Origin of the sequence: Streptomyces sp. NPDC007205 (genome assembly GCF_040634095.1) — a bacterium.
In the GTDB taxonomy this organism is placed as follows: Bacteria; Actinomycetota; Actinomycetes; order Streptomycetales; family Streptomycetaceae; genus Streptomyces.
Map to the genome: position 1 here is coordinate 1 of NZ_JBEYEW010000058.1, position 20,226 is coordinate 20,226.

General features: G+C 69.3%; 15 protein-coding genes and 6 pseudogenes. 12 read left to right on the forward strand and 9 right to left on the reverse strand.

Annotation, left to right across the window (positions count from 1 at the left end; genetic code table 11):
* Positions 1 to 201 precede the first annotated feature (201 nt).
* Positions 202 to 895, forward strand: a pseudogene (locus tag ABZ624_RS39065) (transposase).
* A gap of 139 nt (positions 896 to 1,034) precedes the next feature.
* On the opposite strand, the gene ABZ624_RS39070 reads toward ABZ624_RS39065, so the two are convergent.
* On the reverse strand, positions 1,035 to 2,510 hold the full coding sequence (locus ABZ624_RS39070) for an oxygenase MpaB family protein (RefSeq protein ID WP_360099714.1): 1,476 nt from the start codon (positions 2,508 to 2,510) through the stop codon (positions 1,035 to 1,037).
* Positions 2,507 to 3,217, reverse strand: a complete 711-nt coding sequence (gene uppS, locus ABZ624_RS39075) for a polyprenyl diphosphate synthase (protein ID WP_360099738.1) — start codon at positions 3,215 to 3,217, stop codon at positions 2,507 to 2,509. Before uppS ends, ABZ624_RS39070 begins: the two co-directional genes overlap by 4 nt.
* Before the next feature lie 493 nt (positions 3,218 to 3,710).
* Between uppS and ABZ624_RS39080 the strand changes: the two are divergent.
* Positions 3,711 to 4,202 (forward strand): annotated as a pseudogene (locus ABZ624_RS39080) (transposase family protein); the annotation flags it as partial.
* A gap of 382 nt (positions 4,203 to 4,584) precedes the next feature.
* A complete protein-coding gene (locus tag ABZ624_RS39085; protein WP_360099716.1) occupies positions 4,585 to 4,788 on the forward strand; it encodes a hypothetical protein in 204 nt (67 codons plus the stop codon).
* Positions 4,789 to 4,795: 7 nt separating this feature from the next.
* Here ABZ624_RS39085 and ABZ624_RS39090 read toward each other — a convergent pair.
* Positions 4,796 to 5,505: pseudogene (locus ABZ624_RS39090) on the reverse strand (IS256 family transposase); the annotation flags it as partial.
* On the opposite strand from ABZ624_RS39090, the pseudogene ABZ624_RS39095 reads away from it, so the two are divergent.
* Positions 5,506 to 5,698: pseudogene (locus ABZ624_RS39095) on the forward strand (IucA/IucC family protein); the annotation flags it as partial.
* A gap of 75 nt (positions 5,699 to 5,773) precedes the next feature.
* Complete coding sequence (locus ABZ624_RS39100; protein WP_360099740.1) at positions 5,774 to 6,838, forward strand: hypothetical protein; 1,065 nt, start codon at positions 5,774 to 5,776, stop codon at positions 6,836 to 6,838.
* Positions 6,839 to 7,106: 268 nt separating this feature from the next.
* On the opposite strand, the gene ABZ624_RS39105 is transcribed toward ABZ624_RS39100, so the two are convergent.
* From ABZ624_RS39105 to ABZ624_RS39120, 4 genes are read right to left on the reverse strand one after another with little or no spacing between them, the layout of a single operon-like run.
* A complete protein-coding gene (locus ABZ624_RS39105; RefSeq protein ID WP_360099718.1) occupies positions 7,107 to 8,414 on the reverse strand; it encodes an MFS transporter in 1,308 nt (435 codons plus the stop codon).
* Complete coding sequence (locus ABZ624_RS39110; protein WP_360099720.1) at positions 8,411 to 9,622, reverse strand: type III PLP-dependent enzyme; 1,212 nt, start codon at positions 9,620 to 9,622, stop codon at positions 8,411 to 8,413. Before ABZ624_RS39110 ends, ABZ624_RS39105 begins: the two co-directional genes overlap by 4 nt.
* The gene (locus ABZ624_RS39115) at positions 9,619 to 11,313 is read right to left on the reverse strand and encodes an IucA/IucC family protein (protein WP_360099722.1); all 1,695 of its coding nucleotides are present in this window, start codon (positions 11,311 to 11,313) and stop codon (positions 9,619 to 9,621) included. Before ABZ624_RS39115 ends, ABZ624_RS39110 begins: the two co-directional genes overlap by 4 nt.
* Before the next feature lie 37 nt (positions 11,314 to 11,350).
* Entirely contained in the window at positions 11,351 to 12,925 is a 1,575-nt protein-coding gene (locus tag ABZ624_RS39120; RefSeq protein ID WP_360099724.1) for an IucA/IucC family protein, read from the reverse strand.
* A 405-nt stretch (positions 12,926 to 13,330) separates the two neighbouring features.
* Between ABZ624_RS39120 and ABZ624_RS39125 the strand changes: the two genes are divergently transcribed.
* Complete coding sequence (locus ABZ624_RS39125; protein ID WP_360099726.1) at positions 13,331 to 14,095, forward strand: response regulator transcription factor; 765 nt, start codon at positions 13,331 to 13,333, stop codon at positions 14,093 to 14,095.
* Positions 14,092 to 15,582: a HAMP domain-containing sensor histidine kinase gene (locus tag ABZ624_RS39130; RefSeq protein ID WP_360099728.1), complete on the forward strand. Its 1,491-nt coding sequence runs from the start codon at positions 14,092 to 14,094 to the stop codon at positions 15,580 to 15,582. The genes ABZ624_RS39125 and ABZ624_RS39130 overlap by 4 nt, the downstream gene beginning before the upstream one ends.
* Before the next feature lie 267 nt (positions 15,583 to 15,849).
* Here the strand turns inward: ABZ624_RS39130 and ABZ624_RS39135 are convergent, their stop codons facing one another.
* On the reverse strand, positions 15,850 to 15,993 hold the full coding sequence (locus ABZ624_RS39135) for a hypothetical protein (RefSeq protein WP_360099730.1): 144 nt from the start codon (positions 15,991 to 15,993) through the stop codon (positions 15,850 to 15,852).
* A gap of 152 nt (positions 15,994 to 16,145) precedes the next feature.
* Between ABZ624_RS39135 and ABZ624_RS39140 the strand changes: the two genes are divergently transcribed.
* A complete protein-coding gene (locus tag ABZ624_RS39140; protein ID WP_360099732.1) occupies positions 16,146 to 16,496 on the forward strand; it encodes a hypothetical protein in 351 nt (116 codons plus the stop codon).
* A 523-nt stretch (positions 16,497 to 17,019) separates the two neighbouring features.
* Positions 17,020 to 17,329, forward strand: a pseudogene (locus ABZ624_RS39145) (sodium-independent anion transporter); the annotation flags it as partial.
* 64 nt (positions 17,330 to 17,393) lie between these two features.
* Here ABZ624_RS39145 and ABZ624_RS39150 read toward each other — a convergent pair.
* The gene (locus ABZ624_RS39150; RefSeq protein ID WP_014670069.1) at positions 17,394 to 17,597 is read right to left on the reverse strand and encodes a cold-shock protein; all 204 of its coding nucleotides are present in this window, start codon (positions 17,595 to 17,597) and stop codon (positions 17,394 to 17,396) included.
* A 1,397-nt stretch (positions 17,598 to 18,994) separates the two neighbouring features.
* Between ABZ624_RS39150 and ABZ624_RS39155 the strand changes: the two genes are divergently transcribed.
* The 3 genes and pseudogenes from ABZ624_RS39155 to ABZ624_RS39165 form a co-directional block, all read left to right on the forward strand.
* Complete coding sequence (locus ABZ624_RS39155) at positions 18,995 to 19,363, forward strand: hypothetical protein (RefSeq protein WP_360099734.1); 369 nt, start codon at positions 18,995 to 18,997, stop codon at positions 19,361 to 19,363.
* Entirely contained in the window at positions 19,363 to 19,809 is a 447-nt protein-coding gene (locus ABZ624_RS39160) for a cytochrome P450 (protein ID WP_360099736.1), read from the forward strand. The genes ABZ624_RS39155 and ABZ624_RS39160 overlap by 1 nt, the downstream gene beginning before the upstream one ends.
* A gap of 313 nt (positions 19,810 to 20,122) precedes the next feature.
* Positions 20,123 to 20,226 (forward strand): annotated as a pseudogene (locus ABZ624_RS39165) (DNA-directed RNA polymerase subunit alpha); the annotation flags it as partial.

Consider the following 20,226-nt stretch of genomic DNA (forward strand, 5'->3'; position numbering starts at 1 on the left):
TGGCGGCGATGGCTGCTACGGCGGCAGCGAGGCGTATGAGCTTGGAGCGCGTGCTGTGCGTTTTCTGCAAGGCTTTGCGATCCTCCCCCGAAGCACTTCCCGGCCCGCCCTGATGACGGCCCGGTGCGGCTTCAGAACGTGATCGAGGCTAGGTTGTCCCGTAACTGCTGGTCACGGATGAGATGATCTTGCTGTGTTGGTGTGATCACAGCGTCGGAGCCGTCCTGGACAGCCACCGGGCTGAGCCCGCGCCAGTTCGGCAGGCTGATCACCGCGTTGCGGCGTGAGTTGTGGACCCGGTGCGCAAGGGCCGGCCGTGGAGCCTGCCGCTGGAGGACCGGGTGCTGCTGGTCGCCGCGTACTGGCGGACGAACCTGACCCTGCGCCAACTGGCGGTCCCCTCCGGGGTGTCGAAGTCGGCAGCCGACCGCGTCGTCGACCACCTCGGGCCCGCGCTGGCCCTCCAGCAGCGCAAGCGGTTCCGCAAGGACACCGTGCTGATCGTGGACGGCACCCTGGTGCCCACCCGCGACCACAAGGCGGCCGAGCAGTCGAAGAACTACCGGTACTCGACCAACCACCAGGTCGTGATCGATGCCGACACACGGCTCGTAGTCGCGGTCGGCCGGCCGCTGCCCGGTATCCGCAACGACTGCAAGGCGTGGGAGCTGTCGGGTGCGAAGGACGCCGTCGGCCGCACCACGGTCATCGCGGACGGCGGCTGCCGGGGCACCGGCCTGGTCATCCCGCACCGCCGCGAGCGCGGCCAGGCCGAACTGACGGCCTGGCAGGAGGAACACAACGATTCCCACCGCAGGGTCCGCGCCCGCGTCGAACACGTCTTCGCGCCATGCTCGGAATTGCCCGCCTGCACAACTTCGCCCTTGCCGGGTGACAGAGGAACCAGCAGGTCAACGAGCATGCCGTAAATCCTACGGCCCTGCTGCTCGTGGAAGTTTCGCGGGCGTCTGAGCCACAAGGAGGGACGTGGGTACAGAAGCGTGCAGCCGCGGCAGCCAACATGCACCAGTTCGTCAGGCGTCGGCGAGGAGGGGGTCGTACGGAGTGTTCGTGCGGCGGCCTGACATGAAGGAGAGGAAGTCGCCCACGAAGGCGCTTTGGCCATAGGTGCCGTCGGTGGCGATGAGGTCGCGGTGGAAGGCGGTGCGGAAGAGGGTTCGGTACTCGTCGGCGTCGATGGTGCCGCTGCCGTCCTTGTCGGTGGCGTCGAAGAGGACCTCCGCGACGCGGATGAGCGCGGGTCCGGCGAGGGTGGGGACGGCGGTGGCGTACTCGTCGGCGCTGACGCGGCCGTCGCCGTCGGTGTCAAGGGCGGCCTGGAGTTCGCGCCACCAGGCGGCGAAGGCGTCGTAAAGCCGGGTCTCTTCGGGTTCGTCCAGGTCGAGGCGAGTGGAGAGTTCGCGGGCCATGGCGGCGAGGTCAGGCCAGTCGAGGTGGCCGTCACCGGTCTGGTCCAGTACCTGACGGAAGAACTGCTCCGCCGAGCGTCGGCTTTCCCCTGTGCCCGCCGCGGGTGCCGGGTCCGGTGTGGGGTCGGCGTCGCCGCTCAGTGGTGTGAGGAGGCGAAGCAGGGCCGATGCCCGCTTCATGCGGGCGCGCAGGGCGGTCACGGTCCGGGCGCGGGGGTCGTCGCTGCCAGGTGAGAGGGAGAGGGAGAGGACTTCGATGATGCTTTCGGCGTTGATCCAGCCCTCGGGCAGGAAGCGGGCGAGTCCGGCGGCGAGGTAGGCGCCCTGCATGAGGGTGGGAGCGCCGGGCATCTCGGGCAGGCCCGCCCGGCGCCGGTACGGCTCGGGGAGCGAGGCGACGGTGATAGCGCCGAGGAGGGGACCGGCGACAGCCCGGCCGGCCGCCCACAGCGTCGGCGCGCCCTCGAACAGTGCCGGGGCGGGCAGGTGGTCGAAGAGCCGGTAGAGGATGACGCGGGCCGCCTCGGTGTTCTCCAGCTCGTTTTCGACGATCCGGTCGAAGTACCGCCAGAAGTCGTTCAGGTCCTCGGGAAGTTCCCCAGCGTCGCCGTCGAGCGCGGCGAGGAATGTGCGGTACTCGGCGTACATCCGCTCCATCGTGTCCTGGTCGAGCGGCTGGCCGCTCAGCCGGCACATGGTGACGCCGCTCTCGAAGAGGGTGGCGACCACCCATGCCCGGGTCGCCCGGTCCATCGCGTCGTAGGTGCGACCGCGGGAGTCGGAGCCGCTCATGCGGGCGTGCAGCCGGTTGAGGCGCGCGGCCTCCCGTTCGCGTGCCACCGGGTCGGCGCCGAACATGCGCCGCATACTGAGGAAGGTGTTGCGCAGCCGGCGCCAGGGGTGGGCGACGAAGGTGGAGTTGTCGACGAGGGCGGCGCCGATCTGCGGGTGAGCGGCCTCCAGCACGGTGGCGCGGATCATGGCCAGCGCCCAGCGCGGGTCGTCGAAGAAGGCGCTGAACTGCGATTCCGGGCCGAACAGGGGCGTCTCGTCGGCCGTTCCCGTGGTTCCTGTGGTCATGATGGGTCTCCGTTCGTCCGGGGCGGCACGCCGCCGAAGCGGCGGTCGCGGCGCCGGTAGGTGTGCAGGCAGGCGAGGAAGTCGGGGGCCCGGAAGTCCGGCCAGAGCACCTCGGGGAAGACCCACTCGGCGTAGGCGACCTGCCAGAGCATGAAGTTGGAGATGCGCTGCTCGCCGGAGGTGCGGATGACGAGGTCGACGTCGGGGGTGTCGGGGAACGGCAGGTGGTCCGCGAAGAGCCGCTCGGTCACCTCGTCGGCGGGCGTCCCGCTGCGGATGAGCGACCTGGTGGCCTCGACGATGTCTCGGCGCCCGCCGTGGTCGAAGGCGACGGTCAGCGTCATCCCCCGGTTGTCGGCGGTCAGCGCCGCCAGATCGTCGAAATCCCGGGCCAGTTCCCGGGGAATACGCGGGTCTGTGGCCCCGAGGAAGCGACAGCGGATGCCGCGGACCAGCAGCAGCGGCGCGTGCTTGCGCACAACCCGGCGGACCAGGCGCATCAGGTAGTCGACCTCGGAGCCGGGACGGTTCCAGTTCTCGGTGGAGAAGGCGTACAGGCTGAGCCACTCGACGCCGGCGGCCCGGGCCGCCTCGATGATGTCGATGACGGTGGTCTCCGCGGCCCGATGGCCCGCCGTGCGCGGGAGCGAACGCCGCTGCGCCCAGCGGCCGTTGCCGTCCATCACGCAGGCTACGTGCCGCGGCACCGCACGCGCCGGCCCGTCGTCCTGCCGTTGCTCGTCGCCGTACTGTCGCCCGCCTGGCCGGTCCTCCGCCGCCGCGCGTGCGCGCTGGACACCGTGGTCCGTCACGCCCAGCCCCGTCTCGCCCGGAGCGGCACGGTCGGCCCTACCGCGCTCGGTCACGCCCACCCCGTATCGCCCATACCCACGCCCCACCGGAGGCTTCCCTCCCCGGAGTCTGACGGCAAGAAGGGGTCCTGACCGGCCAAACGGGTGGCCGCCACCCTTGGCTCATATGCCCGATTCCCTCGTTTCGGCATCGGTAGCTTTCTCCGGTGATCGCGATCGACAACTTCATCCGCCTCCGCGCCCCTCCGAGCCACCGTCGCCCCGTGGACTGGGCGTGAGCCGCACCCGCCCTCGGCGATCTGGCTGTCGGTGCGGCTGATGTTCACGCATGTCGGATGGCAGCGAGAGTGGGGGTCTGTGAAACGAGCGTGTAACTGGGTTGTTGGTTGCTGACCTGTTCGCCTACGCCCAGGCCGAGGGTGTCGAGCTGAGGTTGGATGCCACCGAGGTGCAGGTCCGACGGCCGGCCGCCGGCCGGGGCGGCAGGCGGGCATTCGTGTCGGGCACGAAGAAGCAGAACACGATGAAGGCAACCGTTATCGCAGACAGCCAGGGCCGCACCCTGTGGGCCGATGGCCTGCGGCCGGGACGGATGCACGATGCGACCGCAGTTCGCGCTGCTGGCATCACCGGCTGCTTCCCCCACTTCGACCTGGTGGAAGTGCTGCTCGACGACGGCTACCTGGCCCTGAGCCGTGACCATCCCGGCCGGGCACTCACCCCGCCCAGAAAGCCACGCCCCGGAGCACTGCCCGGCAGAGTCGAACAGTGGGAACGCGATCGGCACGGCCACTCATCCGACCGCATCACCGTCGAGCACGCCCTGGCCGATCACAGACGCTGGAAGCAACTGATGCGCTGGACCCACCGCCGCGATCGCCGAGTAATTGTCAATAGTCGTGGCTCGTGGCTGGTGATCAGGCTACGGCGGAGCCGAGCAGCAGGACCCCTGGAGCGACCCCGGCGACAGCCGCGATGGTCGCTGCGGACGAACCGCAAGCAGCCATTGCCAGGCCCGCGGCTCCGCACGCCGACATCGCTGCACCGAGCCACGCGAGCGCGGCCAGCCGCCAAACGGCTGAGAGCCCGAAGAAGTGCAGCCCGACCACCAGCGCGATCCAGGGCACAGTCGCCAGCGGGGCGCGCAGCAGGCCATTGATGAGCATGATCCCTGTCAGTCCGACGACGGCCTCGATGGCCACCACGGTCCAGTAGCGTCGTCCGAAGCCCTGTCGTGGCGCCGGGGCGACCTGCATGGAGACGTGGCCGCGCCGAAGAGCGACAAGCAGCCCGAGGAACGCGCCGATCGCGAGCACGCGCAGGGGGATGCCGACGCTCGACGGCAAGGCGCCGGCGTTCGCCTCGATGAAGATGAGCCCGAAGAGGGCTCCGATGAGCCGATTTATCTGGCCTCTGGCCATGGTTCTGACCCTCCTGGGGCAGCTGTCGGATGGTGGATCGAGTGACGTGTGGTCAGGCAGCGGTGACCTCTGCGCGCTCGACCAGGACACCGTTCTCGAATGTGGCGCCCGCGCGGACCAGGGCGACGAGGTGGGCTCCGGTGACCGCGCGCCAGCGGGCCTGCGCGGACTCGACGAGCTTGAACACCATCGCAGGGCTGCGGCCGGGCTGTCGGCCCCGCGGGTGACCTTGGCGCGGAGCTTGACGGTGGAGAAGGTCGACTCGATCGGGTTCGTGGTGCGCAGGTGGATCCAGTGCTCGGCCGGGAAGTCGTAGAACGCCAGCAGTTCGTCGCGGTCGTCGGTGATCTTGGCGACGTCCTTGGGGAACTTGGCGCCGTAGGTCTTCGCGACCGCCTCGATCGCCTTCCCGGCGTGCGTGCGGTCCTCGGCGTTGTAGATCTCCTGCATCGCCTTCGTCGCGCCCGGCTGCGCGGACCTCGGCAGGGCGTTCGTGACGTTGCGAGCCTTGCGGCCCCAGCACCGCTGGTGGCGGGCGGCCGGGAACACCTCGGCGAGCGCCTTCCACAGCCCCATTGGGCCGCCCCCGACGACCAGCTCGGGATCGCGCATGCCCCGGCGGCGGCAGTCACGCAGCAGGTCGGCCCACGACTCGGCCGCCTCACGCAGCCCCTCTGCCAGCGGGATCAGCTCCTTGGTGCCGTCCACGCGCACACCCATCAGCACCAGGACACAGGAATGTGCCTGCCCGAGCCGGACCTCTTCCCACTCCCCCTGTTGGGCGTGCGTGAGGACGTAGTGATCGACGACGGCGATACCACGGCCCTCGACGCCCTGGGCGAGGCAAGATCCGGCTACCCGCCTGCTGCCCGCCCACCCCTGGCAGCTCGCCCTCGTCCGCCGCCTGCCCGCCGTACGCAGCGCCTTCGCCGAGGGGCGCCTGGTGCGGCTGGGCCGGTACGCGCTGGCGCGCGCGGGCGCCCGTGCACTCCTCCACGTCGCTATGGACGCGCGACGTCTGGGATGTGGCATGGACCTGCCCTCAACATTCCTGGAAGAAGCGGCCATGGGCTACCTGTCGGAATCAGAGCTCAGCTCCTTGGACGACGACTGGTTCGAACAGGCCCTCACCTATACGGGGCGCACCGCCCACGGCAACACAGCCCTGCGGAGGCGTACACACCGTAGCCCCGGAAGCGAACGCGAAGACTCCTACCGACTGGCCGACTACATGGAGCAGCACGGCCGCCGCACCCGCGGTCAGATATGCCCGCCGGCCTCCTTCTGGGACGCCGCCCTACGGCATCTGCCACGACGCACCGATGTCAGCGCTCTGGCGTCCGCTGCCTCAGCACGATGGCGGCTGCGCCACGCCCGCCTCCTGGTCGAACGCGCCCATCAACTGCCCTGGCCCCCACCCGGCCCCGGTCTCGACGTACGCCTCCCGGCATACGATGGGTCTGATGACAGCGTCAGTTGGCCTGCGGACCATCTGACCTGTAGGGCCCTGGCAGACCTCGCCTTCACCGCCGCCGAAGCAGCCGACTACGAGCAGGCAGCAGCCCTGGCCCTGGAAGCCGCCGAATGCTGCCAGCCGGACGCCCTCGCCGACATCGCGATCCGGCACGGCGAGGCCGGACTGACCGTGGAGGCATCCGATCTGGCTCACCATGCCGCGGCACACGGTGCCCCAGACTGCCTGAGCCGCCTGGCCATGATGCGCGAAGAAGCCGCCCTCTTCGAGCAGGCGGAACACTACGCGAGGGCCGCGGCCGAATACGGGCTCACCAACACGCTGGCCGACCTGGCAGCGCACCGCGAGGCAGCCGGAGACAAAGAACGCGCCGAAGAACTCTGGGAAGCCGCCGCCTACGGACACCCCGAAGCACTGGCGAGCATCGCCCGCTTCCGATACGAGTCCCGGGATATCGAAGAAGCAGCCCGTATCGCCCGCGAAGCTCTCGATCGAGGAGACGCCGCCTATCCCCACCACCGCACCGACACCGTATGGGGGAAGCTATGGCGGCACGGCATCGAACCCGACGGTACCCCCACCCTCTACCTCCACGACGACGCCTGGTCACACACCTGGTAACCAACAGGCAGCGGCCCACGTTCGGTCGCCGGGCCCGAAAGTAGGGCGAACCCTCAACGCTCCTACATGAGAAGCGAGGTGGCCGACCGTCGATAGGACACCCCTTATAGGAAGTGTCACCAGGCTGTCTGGCGCGATGTCGCCACTCGCCATGGCCAAGTACCTGAGCCTGCCAGCGCTTGTCCCCAGAGAGCTGCATGTCAAGGTAGTCAGGCACACGCCTGACGAGCCACCGCAGACCCGGGCGGTGCCACGGCAATCCTCACGGTCAGACGTCGGGCTGCCGCTCCCCTGTCGGCTGGGCTGAGGCGAAAGGTGAACTGGTGACGGAGGCCGCTCCTGTGATGCGGGTACGTCGTTGGATGCGGCCTGAGACCAAGGCGGAGAGCGCGCGTGCGGAGGACGCTGAGACGATGCCGCCCAGGACCAGGGTGGAGCGGGCCCCGAGGGTGTCCGACACCAGGCCGACCAGCGGGGCGCCGACGGGGGTGCCGCCGAGGAGGACCAGGAAGTAGACGGACATCACGCGGCCTCGCAGGTGTGGGTCGGCATGAAGCTGGGTCAGCGCGTTGGCGGTGGTGGTCACGATCACCGCGGCGAAGCCGGTGGGGATCAGCAGGGCCATGAACGAGCCGTAGTCCGGCATCAGGCCCTGCGCGGCTTCCAGTGCCCCGAAGACGATCGTGGTGGAGATCAGACGGCGTGCCGTGGGGGGCTTGTCACAGTTTGCCCCGTAGATCGCGCCGATGAGGCTGCCCACGGCGTACGCGGCGGAGAGGCAACCGAAGGCGGCCGGTCCCGTATGGAAGGCCGTGATGGCGACGAGCGAGATGGTGACCTGGAAGTTGAGGCCGAAGGTGCCGACGAAGGCGATGACACTGATCGGCAAGAGCAGTTCCGGGGTGGAGGTGATGTGGCGGAAGGCGTCGTGCAGTCTTGTACGGCCGGGCGGTCGGGGGCGGCCGGGGCCCGGCGCGTCGCCCGTACGGATGATGACCAGGCCGTAGAGGACGGCCAGGTACGACGCCGCGTTCGCGAGGAACACCGGGCCCGTGCCGAAGGCGGCGACGGTCAGGCCGGCGAGGGCGGGGCCGACGGCGCGGGCCACGTTGAACTGGGCAGAGTTCAGGCTGACCGCGGTGGCCACGCGCTCTCGGTCGACCAGCTCGCAGATGTACGCGTTACGAGCGGGACTGTCCACGGCGGTTGCGGTGCCGAGGGCGAAAGCCAGCACATAGACGGACGGCAGGTTCACCGCGCCGGTGACGGTCAGCAGTCCGAGCAGGAGTGACTGCACTCCCATGGCCGTCTGGGTCACAAGCAGGATCCGTCGCTTGGGGTACCGGTCGGTGAGGATGCCTCCGGTCAGGCCGAACAGGGTCTGCGGCAGGAACTGCAGTGCGGTCACGACGCCGACCGCACTGCCGCTGTTGCCGGTGATGTGGAGGACGAGCAGGTCCTGGGCGGCGCGCTGCATCCACGTGCCGATGTTGGAGGTCAGCTGCCCGAGCAGGTAGCGGCGGAAGTTCCGGACGGCGAGTGTGGCCGTCACCGGCATGCGGGAGCCCGCGCTCATGACATCCGATGGGCGTATGTGCCCGGGACGGACACCTCCGCATCGTGGACGTGATGGAAGGTCGGGTGCGGGTGCATGAGGAACGCGTGGTGGGAGATGTTCCAGGCGTAGGCGCCGGCCATGGCGAAGGCGACCCGGTCGCCGACGCGCAGCCGTTCGACCGTGACGCGGCGGGCCAGGACGTCCTTGGGCGTGCACAGCTGTCCGACCAGCGTCACCGGCTCGTTACGGGCCTCCGGTCGGTCCCAGGGCCGGAGCCAGACATCGTCGGGGATCACCTCGAAGGGCTGGTCGTGCTGTTTCGCGGCAGGGGTTCGCAGATGGTGGGTGCCTCCGCGCAGCACGGCGAACGCCTCCCCGCGGCTGAACTTGATGTCCAGGACCTGGGTGACATACCAGCCGCAGTACGCGGTGACCGAGCGGCCGGGTTCGATCCGCAGCGTGAGGCGAGGGTGGCGGGTCAGGATCCGGAGCAGTCCCGCGCCGAACACGGACCAGTCGAACACCTTGTGGGGGTGGGTGTAGTCGACGCCCATTCCCCCTCCGACGTTCACCTCGGCCAGGTCTACTGCGCGTTCGTGAGCCCAGGCTTCAGCCCAGGTCAGCATCTCGTCGATCAGGGCCAGTTGGGCCTGGGCCCGGAGACCGCTGGCCAGGTGGAGATGCAGGCCGTGCAGACGGATGCGCGGGTCGGAGGCGATCAGCTCCAGGCAGTCGTCCAGTTGCGCGGGATCCATGCCGAAGGGGCTCGGCCGGCCGCCCATCGCGAGGGCGACATGGCCCATGGCGACGGGTAGGTTGACGCGCAGCAGGACGTCGGCGCTCCGGTCGCCCAGCAGGGTGGTCAGGAGACGCAGTTCGTGTTCGCTCTCGATGTGCAGACGCTCCACTCCGGCCTCCAGTGCCTGGACCAGCTCTGTCTGCGTCTTGCCGGGGCCTCCGAAGGCGAGCGGCGTCTCGGGGACGAGCCCGCGGACGTGGTTCAGTTCGCCGCCGGAGGCCACTTCGAATCCGTCGACGTGCGCGGCCAGGGCCTGCACGATCCGGGGATCGGAGTTGGCCTTGGCCGCGTACAGCAGCTCGACGCGTGCCGGCAGTGCGGCCCGGATCGCGTGCACGTGCTCGTGCAGGGCCGGGAGGTCGTAGACATACGCGGGCAGGTCTTCGTCGCTCAGTCGGCCGACGTGGTCGAGCAGCGCGGGCCTCACCGGACCACCTCCCGGGGAAAGTCCGCGCCGAGCGGGCTGGGCAGAGGGACATAGGTGGCATGCCGGTCGGCCTGGCGGGCCCAGCGCAGCAGCAGGTTGGCCTTGGCGGGCAGCGGTACGCCGGACAGCAGGGCGCGCAGGCGTGGCGGTTCGGCAGCGGTGCGGGCGTAGGCGTCGAGGTGGTCGCGGACCAGGCCCCAAAGGGCGGGTTCCAGCGTCGGGTCGAGGTCGGCCAGGGCGCTGAGCACTTCGGCGGCATGGTTGACCAGGAGGCAGTACGCGACCCGGTTCCAGCCGCGTTCGGGGTCGTAGGTGAGAGGACCCCGCACGTCTTCCGGAAGGTCGGCAAGGCTGCGCTGGTGTTGCCCGGCCAGGAGCTTTGTGCCTTCCAGGTCGCGAAAGAGCATCTGCGCCGGAGTACCGTCAGTGTTCACACCGACGACGACGTTCTGCAGGTGGGGTTCCAGGACGACGCCGTGTTCGAAGTAGGCGGTCAGCACCGGTGGCAGCAGCAGTCGCAGGTACGCGTCCCACCAGGCCAGGACGTCCCCGTCGCCACGGGCGAGCAGATGGGAGACGTGGCCCGCACTGGTCGGGTACTCGTCCGCCACCGCGGCGGCGAGCAGGGGTGTCACCCCGGGACGCAGATGGTGGCGCAGGCCGGAGCGGACGATGACGGCGAGGCCCTCCAGGAGAGCGGTGTCGCCGGCGGTGTCGAGGGTGCGGTAGCCGGGCTCGGCCAGGAGCGCACACCCGGGGAAGCGGCCCGCGAGTCCGGCGAAGACGGGCTGGAGCAGGCGGCTGAGGGCGACGGCACCGGACAGCTCGTAACTGGCGTGCCTACGGACGCAGTTGGTCAGACGGACGTTCAGGCTGAACTTCAGGAAGGTGTCGCTGTCAGGGTCGTAGAGCGTGCGCACCGATGCGGTCGGCACCAGCTCCGGTCCGCTCACTCCGGTGTCGACGACATCACCGACGGCCCCTGCCTCCCGTAGCCGGTCGTGGCCCTGAAGCAGGTGGTACTGCCAGGGATGCACCGGCAGTATCGCGAATCCCGGATCGGACGCCGGGCACAGCGCGTCCATCTCGCGCAACTCACCCTCCTGACATACGAGATGGCGGCGCACGGCCAGGTAGCGCAGGCGGAACCGCGCGCCGGTCTCCGGGCCGTACGCCAGCCAGTCCGCCGGGTCACCGGTGCGAGCCTTGGGAGCGGGGTGGAAGCGATGGCCGAACACGAGAGACTGCTCCGACGCAACGTACGGATCCGGGTCCGCCGAGGCGCCCGCCCGCTCCTCCAGCGCGGTGCGGATCGTCTCACGGCTGTCGGCGACCTGGCTCAGGAACTCCTCATTGGAGACACCCGTACGCAGTTCCAGTTCGTCCTGGATGTATCCGGCCAGCTCTTTCCAGCCGACTGTCACCCAGGCGTCGTTGTCGAGCCGCTGCACCGGGCCCTGGAAGCGGTGGGCTCCGATCAGCGAGGCCCTGCGCAGCGGGGAACGCAGCAGGATGCCCCGGCGAGGCAGACGTAGCAGGAGGTGGTCGTCGTCGACCGTCACCTGATGTTCGGGGGCTGACACCTCGCGGATCAGGCAGTTGAGCAGCGTATGGGCGGTGACGGTGTCGGCTGTCGCCGCCGGCGTGCTTGCGCCGATCGTGGTGGTGTGGGTGGCAGTGCCGGTGTTCATACGGTCTCTCCAGGGGGACAGCAGTCGGTGCAGGGCATCAACGGCACAGCGCCAGGGGGTTGGGGACGGGCGTCCACTGGGCCTTGCCCGGGTTCTCGGCCAGGCGCATGGCGACGGTCGCCTTCAGCGGCATCGTGTCGCCGAAGAACGCCGCCGCGTCCTCCTGGTCCGGCAGGCCGGCGTACACCCGGCGGCCGACCTCGGCCACCGCGCCCCACAGCGACCGGGGGTCGGCCGCCCCTGTCCTGCTGAGGACGGCGACCAACTCGGTGAAGACCCCGCTGATGAGGCCGCCGAAAAGTTTGGTGCGCAACGCGTCCACGTCGTCTCCCGCGCGGGTGCCCAGCAACGGTGGCAGAGTGAAACCGCACCGGGCCAGGCGGCGTGGACCGACCCGCACACCATCCAGATCCCGGTACAGCACTCGCACCGGCCGTCCGTCCCGCAGTACGACCAGGGTGTTCTGGCCGTGGGCCTCCAGCGCCACCCCCATGGACAGCAACGTCAGCGCGGGCGGCAACACGAGCCCCGCGAAGTCCGCCAGCCATCGCACCGGGTCACCCGACACCACAGCGGCTCCGGTCGCGTGGACGGCGGTGAGCGGAACCGCGATTTCTCCGGCGTCGAGGTAGCACTCGGTCGATTCCCGGATCATTGCGGCCAGGCTCTCGGAGGGCTGTCCGTCCACGCGCACCGCGCCGCCGCCCAGCTCCCGCAGGACGCGCAGGCTGCCGCGATACCCAGCCTTGTCGATGACGGCCGCGACCAGGTCGGACAGCGGGGGCCCGTCGGCGACCTCGGCCGGGGAGATGGTGCGCCGGTAATTGGTGACCTGCACGTCGAGCGCCGTCTTGATGTGGCAGCCCGGCAGGACATCCAGCGGGGCGAGGGTACGCAGCGACAGCAACGGCCGGGCCCGGATCGTCTCCTCCGCGACGGCCAGGTCGGGGTGGTGCGCGAGCATGTGGTTTCGCTGCCAGGGGTGCAGCGGGAGGAGGATCGTGTCGCCGTCACGCAATCGCCACGGCCAGTCGCCGGCCCCCTGCCAGCGGTCGGCCGGGACACGGAGCAGCGCCAGCCGGACGACCGGGTGGTGCTCAGGAGCGTACGCGAGCACGTCGGCGATCGACATGCCGGTGCGCGTCCGGCAGCAGGGATGCTGCGGGTGTCCGTCGATGACCGCCTGCTCGGCATCCGCCGAGTCCTTCAGCGGGACCCTTCCGCCGGCGTTCGCGGCCCGGGCCAGGGCGAGGTTGACCACGCTGTTGTCCAGCTCGGCCGCCAGTCGCTCCGCCGCGGGGGTACGCAGTCCCAGCTGAGCCAGCAGTTCCACCGGCCCACTGACCGGTCCCTCCGGCCCGGATACGGCGAAGTCGTCGGGCACCTCGGCGAACGGCCGCGCACTGGACTCGGCCGCCGCGAGCGAGCCACCGCGCTGCAACTTGACCACCACGGCGTCGGACTCCCGGCGATGCCCGGTCACGCCGGGCAGGGGTTCTCGTACGAAAGCGCCCCACAGCCGGCTCAGCACGGTGGCGCGGGCTCCCGGCAGCGCGGTCGTGAAGGGCTCCGCCAGGTCCGGGCGCGAGCGGCGTAGTTCATCAATGGGCATGAGGCATCCCAGGTGCTCGTGGGGGCGCTTGCCGCGCGGTGCTCCAGCGGCACCGGCCAGGCAACCGACGCTACGGGAAGACGATCAAGCGGAATGCCAGAGCACATACAGTGCCGATCCCGGATTCCTCCGATGAAGCGTTTTCCCTTCCTCACCTCCAGCCGATTGCACGAGAGGACTCTCATGTCATGCGGGCCGGCCTTGACTCGGCTTTCGGCTGTCACCTGCGGGATTGACATCGCCGTTCGCGGCCTTAACTCGCGGCTTACTCCCCGCTGTCCATGTCCTGGATGTCGTCATCGCACCGCGCTTCAACGGTTACGCCGACCGTGGAAGATCACCGGCTCGGGGGAGGTTACGGCGTTTGCGCCACACTCTTCGGCCGAGGTCTGTGAGCCTTTCGGCATGCGTGTCTTGCTGATCGAGGACGACGACCGGGTGGCCGGACCGTTGACGGAGGGACTGCACCGTTTCGGATTCACCGTCGAACACGCCAGAAACGGGGCCGACGGCCTCGCCGCGCCGGAGGCGGAGATGGTGCTGCTGGACCTGGGGCTGCCCGACATGGACGGCATCGACGTCTGCCGTGCCCTCCGCTCCCGCTCGTCCGTGCCGATCATCATGATCACTGCCAGGGACGACGAGGTGGACCGGGTACTCGGTCTTGAGCTGGGCGCGGACGACTACGTATCCAAACCGTTCGGCGTGCGGGAGCTCGTCGCCCGGATCCGTGCCGTCACCCGCCGCGCCCGACCCCCTGTGCCGGACACCCGCCATGAAGAGCCGCAGACCTCGGACGACCTGGCACAACAACCCGGGACGTCCCCCATCCAGCGGATCGGCCCGCTGACCATCGACCATCGCACCCGGCAGGTACACCTGCACCGGGCGCCCATCACCCTCGCGCCCAAGGAGTTCGACCTCCTCGTCTGTCTCGCCGAAGACCCCGGAGCCGTCTGTTCCCGCCGGCAGATTCTCGACACGGCGTGGGAACCGAACTTCTTCGGCCCCACCAAGACCCTGGACGTCCACATCGCCGCGCTGCGCCGCAAACTCGGTGACTCCTCCTGGATCGAGAACATCCGCGGAATCGGCTTCCGCCTGGTGCCCCCGGCACACGCCGACGCCACGTCCATCGCGGATTCGGGGCACGGCGGAGGGCCCCGGTGACGCGTCGCCTTCTGCTCAGCCATCTGAGCCTCATGCTGTTCGTCCTGCTCGCGCTCGAAGTGCCGTTCGGCATCCTCTACTCGCACAGTGAGCTGTCCCGCTTCTCCCATGCGGCGCAGCAGGGGGCGATGACGCTCGCCGAGGTCTGCGAGGACAAGATGGAGCACGGGCTGACGGCCGACCTGCCGGAACTGGCCCGCGCGTACGGGCAGCGCACCGGCAGTCGCGTGCTCGTCGCCGGCCACAAGGGCACTGTCCTCACCGACACCGCTGCCCGTGGCCTGGTCGGCAGGGATTTGTCCGCCGAGCCGGACATCTCTACCGCACTGCGCGATCAGCCCGCCGTCGGCACCCGCAGCGACCCGTCCACCGGCGGCGAAGTCCTCTACGTCACCGTGCCGGGCGGCTCCAACTCCACGGTCGCCTGTGTGGTGCGAACGGTGTATGCGCTGGGCACGCTCAGGGCAAAGGTCCACGCCACCTGGCTGTTCCTCGCCGCGGTCGGGCTCGGGGTGCTGGCCGCCGTCTCCCTGATCGGCTTCGCGCTCGCCCGCTCGATCACCCGTCCCGTCCAGGCTCTGGAACGCGCCACGGCGCAACTTGCCGAAGGCCGGATCACCGATCCACCGGCCGCCGATCGCGGGCCGCCGGAACTACGCCGGCTCGCCGCGTCGTTCACGAGAACCGCGACCCGGCTTCAGCACCTGCTCCAGGCTCAGCAGGCGTTCGCCTCCGAGGCGTCCCACCAGCTGAAGACGCCCCTGACCTCACTCCGCCTGCGCCTGGAGAATTTCGAGCCGCACCTCGCCCCCTGTGCTCACGACAGCCTCGAGGAGGCCGTTGGGGAACTGGAGCGGCTCAGTCGTATGGTGCAGGGGCTGCTCGCGCTCGCCCGACTGGAGAACTCCGCGATCAGGCGGGAGGCGGTCGATCTGGGCGCCGTCGTCGCCGATCGCGCGGCCATCTGGACGGCATTCGCCGACGAGCAGCAGGTCGACATCATCATCTCCGGGAACACAGCCGTTCGCGTGTGGGCGGTCCCGGGAGCACTGGAGCAGATCATCGACAACCTGCTCTCCAACGCGCTGCGCGTCTCCCCGCCGGGAACCGCCATCACGCTGGCAACCGCCACCGCCCCGAGAGCAGGCAGCCGCATCCCACTCGTGGCCGAACTGCATGTGATCGACCAAGGGCCCGGCATGTCCGAAGCCGAACGGCACAGAGCCTTCGACCGGTTCTGGCGGGCCGCTGATGCCGACCACGACGGCACGGGCCTCGGCCTGCCGATGGTCCGGCAACTCTCCCGTGCCAGCGGTGGCGAGGTCACCCTGGAGACAGCCCCCGGCGGTGGGCTCGACGCCGTCGTCCGCCTTCAGCACGCCGAGAGCCGCCCTCACCAGGAACGCCTGGATACCCCCACGGACGCCGACTCCGCGGACCGCCCACGTCACCACACCACCAACGGCAGCACTGTTCGCTGCCCTTGAGGGGGGAAGTGCACCGCAGGACTCCACTCTTTCTCACGCGAGAGGCCGGCGACCTGTGGCCACTGCCGGCCTCCTACCGCAGGGGCGCGAGCGCCGTCTCCCCGATCGGTCGCCTTACGAGGTGGTGCGTGATAGCGGGTGAGGCCGTGTCGGCCCACTGGTGGACTGCGGTTCAGATGGCTGCGGTGCGGTCGGAGGTCCCGGCCTGTCCACCCACCTGTCCGGGCGTCGGCGCGGCCGAGGCGCGTTCGTCGGCGAGCTGCTCGCTCACCCGCTCAAGGCTCGCTCAGCGACGGCGAGTTCATCCCGCTCGGCCCGTACCTCCGCCAACTGCTTGGCCAGCTGTTCTTCGAGTTCGTCCAGTTCCGCGCGCCGCGCGGTGACCCGTTTCAGCAGCTCGGGATCCAGCACGCACCGGATCGTAGAACGCCGCCCGGACTCAGCGAGCAGGAAACCTCCCCATCGTGAAGTCAAACGCTCAGGGACGGAAGACGAGCGGAATACCGAGACCGAGACCAAGCAGACCCCGTATACCCCAGCTGAGCTTTGGAAAGAGATCGCCCATGCCCATCATCGGCGCCGGCCCCGGAGACCCCGAGTATGACAACGGGGACCCCGCCTGGGAACACCAAGACACCCCCGTGCCGGCGCTGGCTGTTACGAGAGGCTCACCGCGAACGGATTTGAGTCCGCAGCCGACGCCGCTCGCAATCTACGCGCCCGCCAACCGGTACAACGGCCTCGACGACATCAAAATGGGCCTCCTCGCCACCCTCACCGGCGTCAGCCTCGACGCCGTGCGGGCTGCTCACAAAGTCGACCTCGACGATTGGGCGCGCGAGCAGCAGCTTCGAGACCACCGCGACCTGGCCGTTCTGGACGCAGACCTGGACCGCATCCGGCACCGCTCCTGACCTGAAATCAGCGGAACGACCGCTCCGCCAGACGATCTACTTCGCAGACTTCCGCCCGCGACCAGCGTGAGCCCCCCGGAAGACCATCACACCAGCCCTGTGACCTGCGGCTTCAAGTTGGCGGAAGATCCATGTCTGCCACACCTGCCCTTGACGGACCTACGGCTTCGGCGCTGTGAGCAGCGCACCGGCAGCTGGCTCATCGGCCTCGCGATGGTCCACCTCATGGCTGCGCGGTGCCCACCAACGCCCCACCGCCCCGCCCCCTCCTTCTGCGGAAGGTCCGCACACCGCAGGAGACACCGGCCCCGATAACAACCCCGGCAGCGATCCCGACACCGGCGCCGGCCTGCACCGACACCACGGACGGCACCCCCAGCGCGTCTGAGGCCCGCACCCCCCCTCCAGCCTCGCGTAGCCCGGCCGCGGTGTTGAGCGAGGACCCGGTCGCCGCGGCCAAGCCGCCCGCCACCCCAAGGCGAGGCGTTGCGCCGGCGGCCATGACGGCCTCAGGCCTTCTTGCATCGTCACCGGCTGCTTCGGCGTGATGGTCGACTGCGCGATGATCGGCCAGACGATGATCAACGTACGGGTGTCGGGTGCCCGCACCCGGCTGGCAAGGTTCCTGGCCGGCTCGTACCTGATGGTGCTGTGCAGCGCCTTCGGGCCGCAAGACACTTCGGCGGATGTCCGCCGGGGAGATCACCGTCATGGCGATCACCGTCATGGCGATCACCGTCATGGCGATCACCGTCGTGGTGATTACCGCCGCCTGCGTGATCGCCACCCACAACCCCACCATCGGCGTGGTCGTCGGCTCGGTCACGGCCATATGGCCCGTCCACGGGGAAAGGCCCGGCCCCCCAAGGGAAGCCGGACCTTACCGAGGCTGCGGGATCAGGCGGGGCGGATGTTCTCCGCCTGCGGGCCCTTCTGGCCCTGGGTGACGTCGAACTCCACCTTCTGGCCTTCCTGCAGCTCGCGGTAGCCCTGGCTGGCGATGTTGGAGTAGTGGGCGAAGACGTCGGGGCCGCCGCCCTCCTGCTCGATGAAGCCGAAGCCCTTCTCGCTGTTGAACCACTTGACTGTGCCCTTGGCCATGACCTTCTCCTTCGAGGGAAAACCGGGCTCGCACCCTGCGTGCCCGGGAGGTGATCGCCCTGGTCCGGAGAGGCGCTGAACAGCAAGAACGCCCGTGATCGCGATCACGGGCGAACGGGACTTCGGAACCACGACTGCTGATCACCACGCTATACCGGTGTAGCGGCAGCCGCTAGCGATAACACGGCAACCAACGCCCGCCCTGTCGGTGCACGCCTGGCATCGTCCGCCGTTTGGACCCGCCGAAGTCGCACACGTCGATCCACAGTCGGCTATGGGTCACGTCAGTGGAGGTGCTGCCGTCGGGGTGCTCACCGCAGAGCAGCGTCCAGGCGCCGAGCGGACTCGCCGACCTCTGCGCAGGAAGGTGGTCTCAACCAGTGCGTACGGCAGCAGAGCCGTCACGGTCGTCAGCACCACCGTGGCCGACATCCGACCGTCCTTCACCCCAGGGAGGCCAGGAGGCGGGCGATCGGGTATTGCCACAGGTAGATGCCATAGCTGGGATTGCGGCCCGTCCAGGCCGGGCGCCAGGGACAGCACTCCTGACTCCAGCCATGGGCTGCCGACAGATAGCACTCGCAACGTCTGCCATACAGGCCACCACAAAGCCCGCGCCCAACAAAGTCCCCATGGGCATGCGGACGCTGCCGGAGGGGCCTTCCTTCAGGACTGCCACCGTGGCAACTGCACCCGCCGATGTGCGGTGATCAGCAAGAGATGGACACCTGGGCGGAGCCGTCGGTTCGAGACGGCTGATCCGATCCGCGGGTTCCGTTGAGCCAAAAGTGGCGAGGGCTTCGCCGACTGATACCACTCCGGCGCGCCCGCTGTGGCCGACATCGACTGCCTGCGCGACGAGCCACAACCCGGTGCTCGCCGGAAGATCTCCAACGAACAAGTGGAACCGTTCGTCGTCGCGGCCGACCAGCCCACATCCAACGTCTGGATGAAGAACGTCGACGAGGCCTTGCACTCCGACGCAGATCACCAACATCGGATGATGCGCACATCCTCATCGCTGCTGCGGGCCCTTCGGCCCCAGGTCCAAGAGCACCTCTACGACTTCTACGACGAGCTGCGGAGCGCCGACGGCCTCTTCTGGGACCACCCCCTGGGGGCCTGGATCGCGACCGGGCACGCAGTAGTCAGCAGCGCCGCAAGTGATCCGAGGCTGTCCTCGGTGCGCTATCCCGACATCGAGGCCGTCTCCGAGGAACTGCGGCCGCTGGCCCGAGTCCTGAGTCGGCAGATGCTCTACAGCGACGCCCCCGACCACCCCCGTCTGCGGGCGCTGATCAACAGGGCCTTCACCCCCCCGGGCAGAAGCGGCACTCCGCGCCCGGATCGTCGAAGCCGTCGACCGGATCATCACCCACGCGGCGCCAACCGGGCGTATGGACATCGTCGCGGACCTCGCCCGCCCCTTGCCACTCACCATCATCTGCGACCTCCTCGACGTACCGCAGCAGGACCGCACCACTCTCGCCTCCTGGTCCGAGCCGATCGCCGAAGCCATCGGCAACTCCCGGCTCGACGCCGACGGCAACCGCGCGGCCTCACAGAGCATGGCGCACATGCTCACCTACCTCCGCGAACTCCTCACCCGCCAGGACACGCCGCCGACCCCCCACCCTGCGCGCACTGCTGACCGCACAGGCAGAGAAGTCCGACCAGGACTTCGACGAACTCCTCGCCAACTGCGTCCCGCTTCTGATCGCCGGCCACGAGAGAACTCCTGCGCTACGACGCTCCCGTACAGCTGATGCTGCGCCGGGCGCCGCAGTACCTGGACCTGGCGGGCCGCACCGTCGCCGAAGGGCAGACAGTGCTCCTCGTGTGCGGCGCCGCCAACCGGGATCCGGCCGTGTTTCCCGATCCCCATGTGCTGGACTTCGAACGGCCCGGCGGACGGCACATGGCGTTCGGGCACGGTCCGCACTTCTGCCTCGGCGCGGCGCTGGCCCGGCTGGAAGGCGCAATCGTCCTGGAAGCACTCCTCACCCGGCTCCCGGGCCTGCTCCTCGACGGCACCGCGCCGCAGTGGCAGCGCAGCTTCAACTTCCGCGGGCTCACCCGTCTGGACGTCGCCTTCACCCCACTCGCGGACGAACACGACAGAGGCACACAGACACTGCCGACCGACGGTTCCCCACAGAGCTTCGACCGCGAGACGCATGCCGACGGGTGCCCCGCCCGACCGACGCCCTAATGCGCCGGTTGGCGGCACCAAACACAAAGTTGGTGGTCGTCACACTTTCGGCCCCCGGAGGCGACTCATCTGACGTGCGCCTGGGGCCAGGCAGACACGTCCCCAGCCGCCGGCCATGGCCATGGCCCGGACCCCGGTTGGGGTTTCCGGCACGAGCGCGGTCGGCGAGCGGAAGGGAGGCTCGAAACCTCCTCGCGGGGTTGGCGATGCGGGCGATTCGGCCTCTGCGGAGACCGTATCGCCCGCATACCCCGTACCCTTCGTGGTGTCTACGGCGTCACATGGCGGCGCCAAACCACTGGAGGCAACACCTGTGCTGATTGCTCAGCGTCCCTCGTTGACCGAAGAGGTCGTCGACGAGTTCCGCTCCCGGTTCGTGATCGAGCCGCTGGAGCCGGGCTTCGGCTACACCCTCGG

Excerpts from the sequence above, each read along its gene's own strand:
- ABZ624_RS39070 (WP_360099714.1), bottom strand. The coding sequence starts at position 2,510 with ATGACCACAGGAACCACGGGAACGGCCGACGAGACGCCCCTGTTCGGC.
- ABZ624_RS39100 (WP_360099740.1), top strand. The coding sequence starts at position 5,774 with ATGGACCTGCCCTCAACATTCCTGGAAGAAGCGGCCATGGGCTACCTG.
- ABZ624_RS39105 (WP_360099718.1), bottom strand. The coding sequence starts at position 8,414 with ATGAGCGCGGGCTCCCGCATGCCGGTGACGGCCACACTCGCCGTCCGG.
- ABZ624_RS39115 (WP_360099722.1), bottom strand. The coding sequence starts at position 11,313 with ATGAACACCGGCACTGCCACCCACACCACCACGATCGGCGCAAGCACG.
- ABZ624_RS39120 (WP_360099724.1), bottom strand. The coding sequence starts at position 12,925 with ATGCCCATTGATGAACTACGCCGCTCGCGCCCGGACCTGGCGGAGCCC.
- ABZ624_RS39125 (WP_360099726.1), top strand. The coding sequence starts at position 13,331 with ATGCGTGTCTTGCTGATCGAGGACGACGACCGGGTGGCCGGACCGTTG.
- ABZ624_RS39140 (WP_360099732.1), top strand. The coding sequence starts at position 16,146 with ATGCCCATCATCGGCGCCGGCCCCGGAGACCCCGAGTATGACAACGGG.
- ABZ624_RS39150 (WP_014670069.1), bottom strand. The coding sequence starts at position 17,597 with ATGGCCAAGGGCACAGTCAAGTGGTTCAACAGCGAGAAGGGCTTCGGC.
- ABZ624_RS39155 (WP_360099734.1), top strand. The coding sequence starts at position 18,995 with ATGGACATCGTCGCGGACCTCGCCCGCCCCTTGCCACTCACCATCATC.
- ABZ624_RS39160 (WP_360099736.1), top strand. The coding sequence starts at position 19,363 with ATGCTGCGCCGGGCGCCGCAGTACCTGGACCTGGCGGGCCGCACCGTC.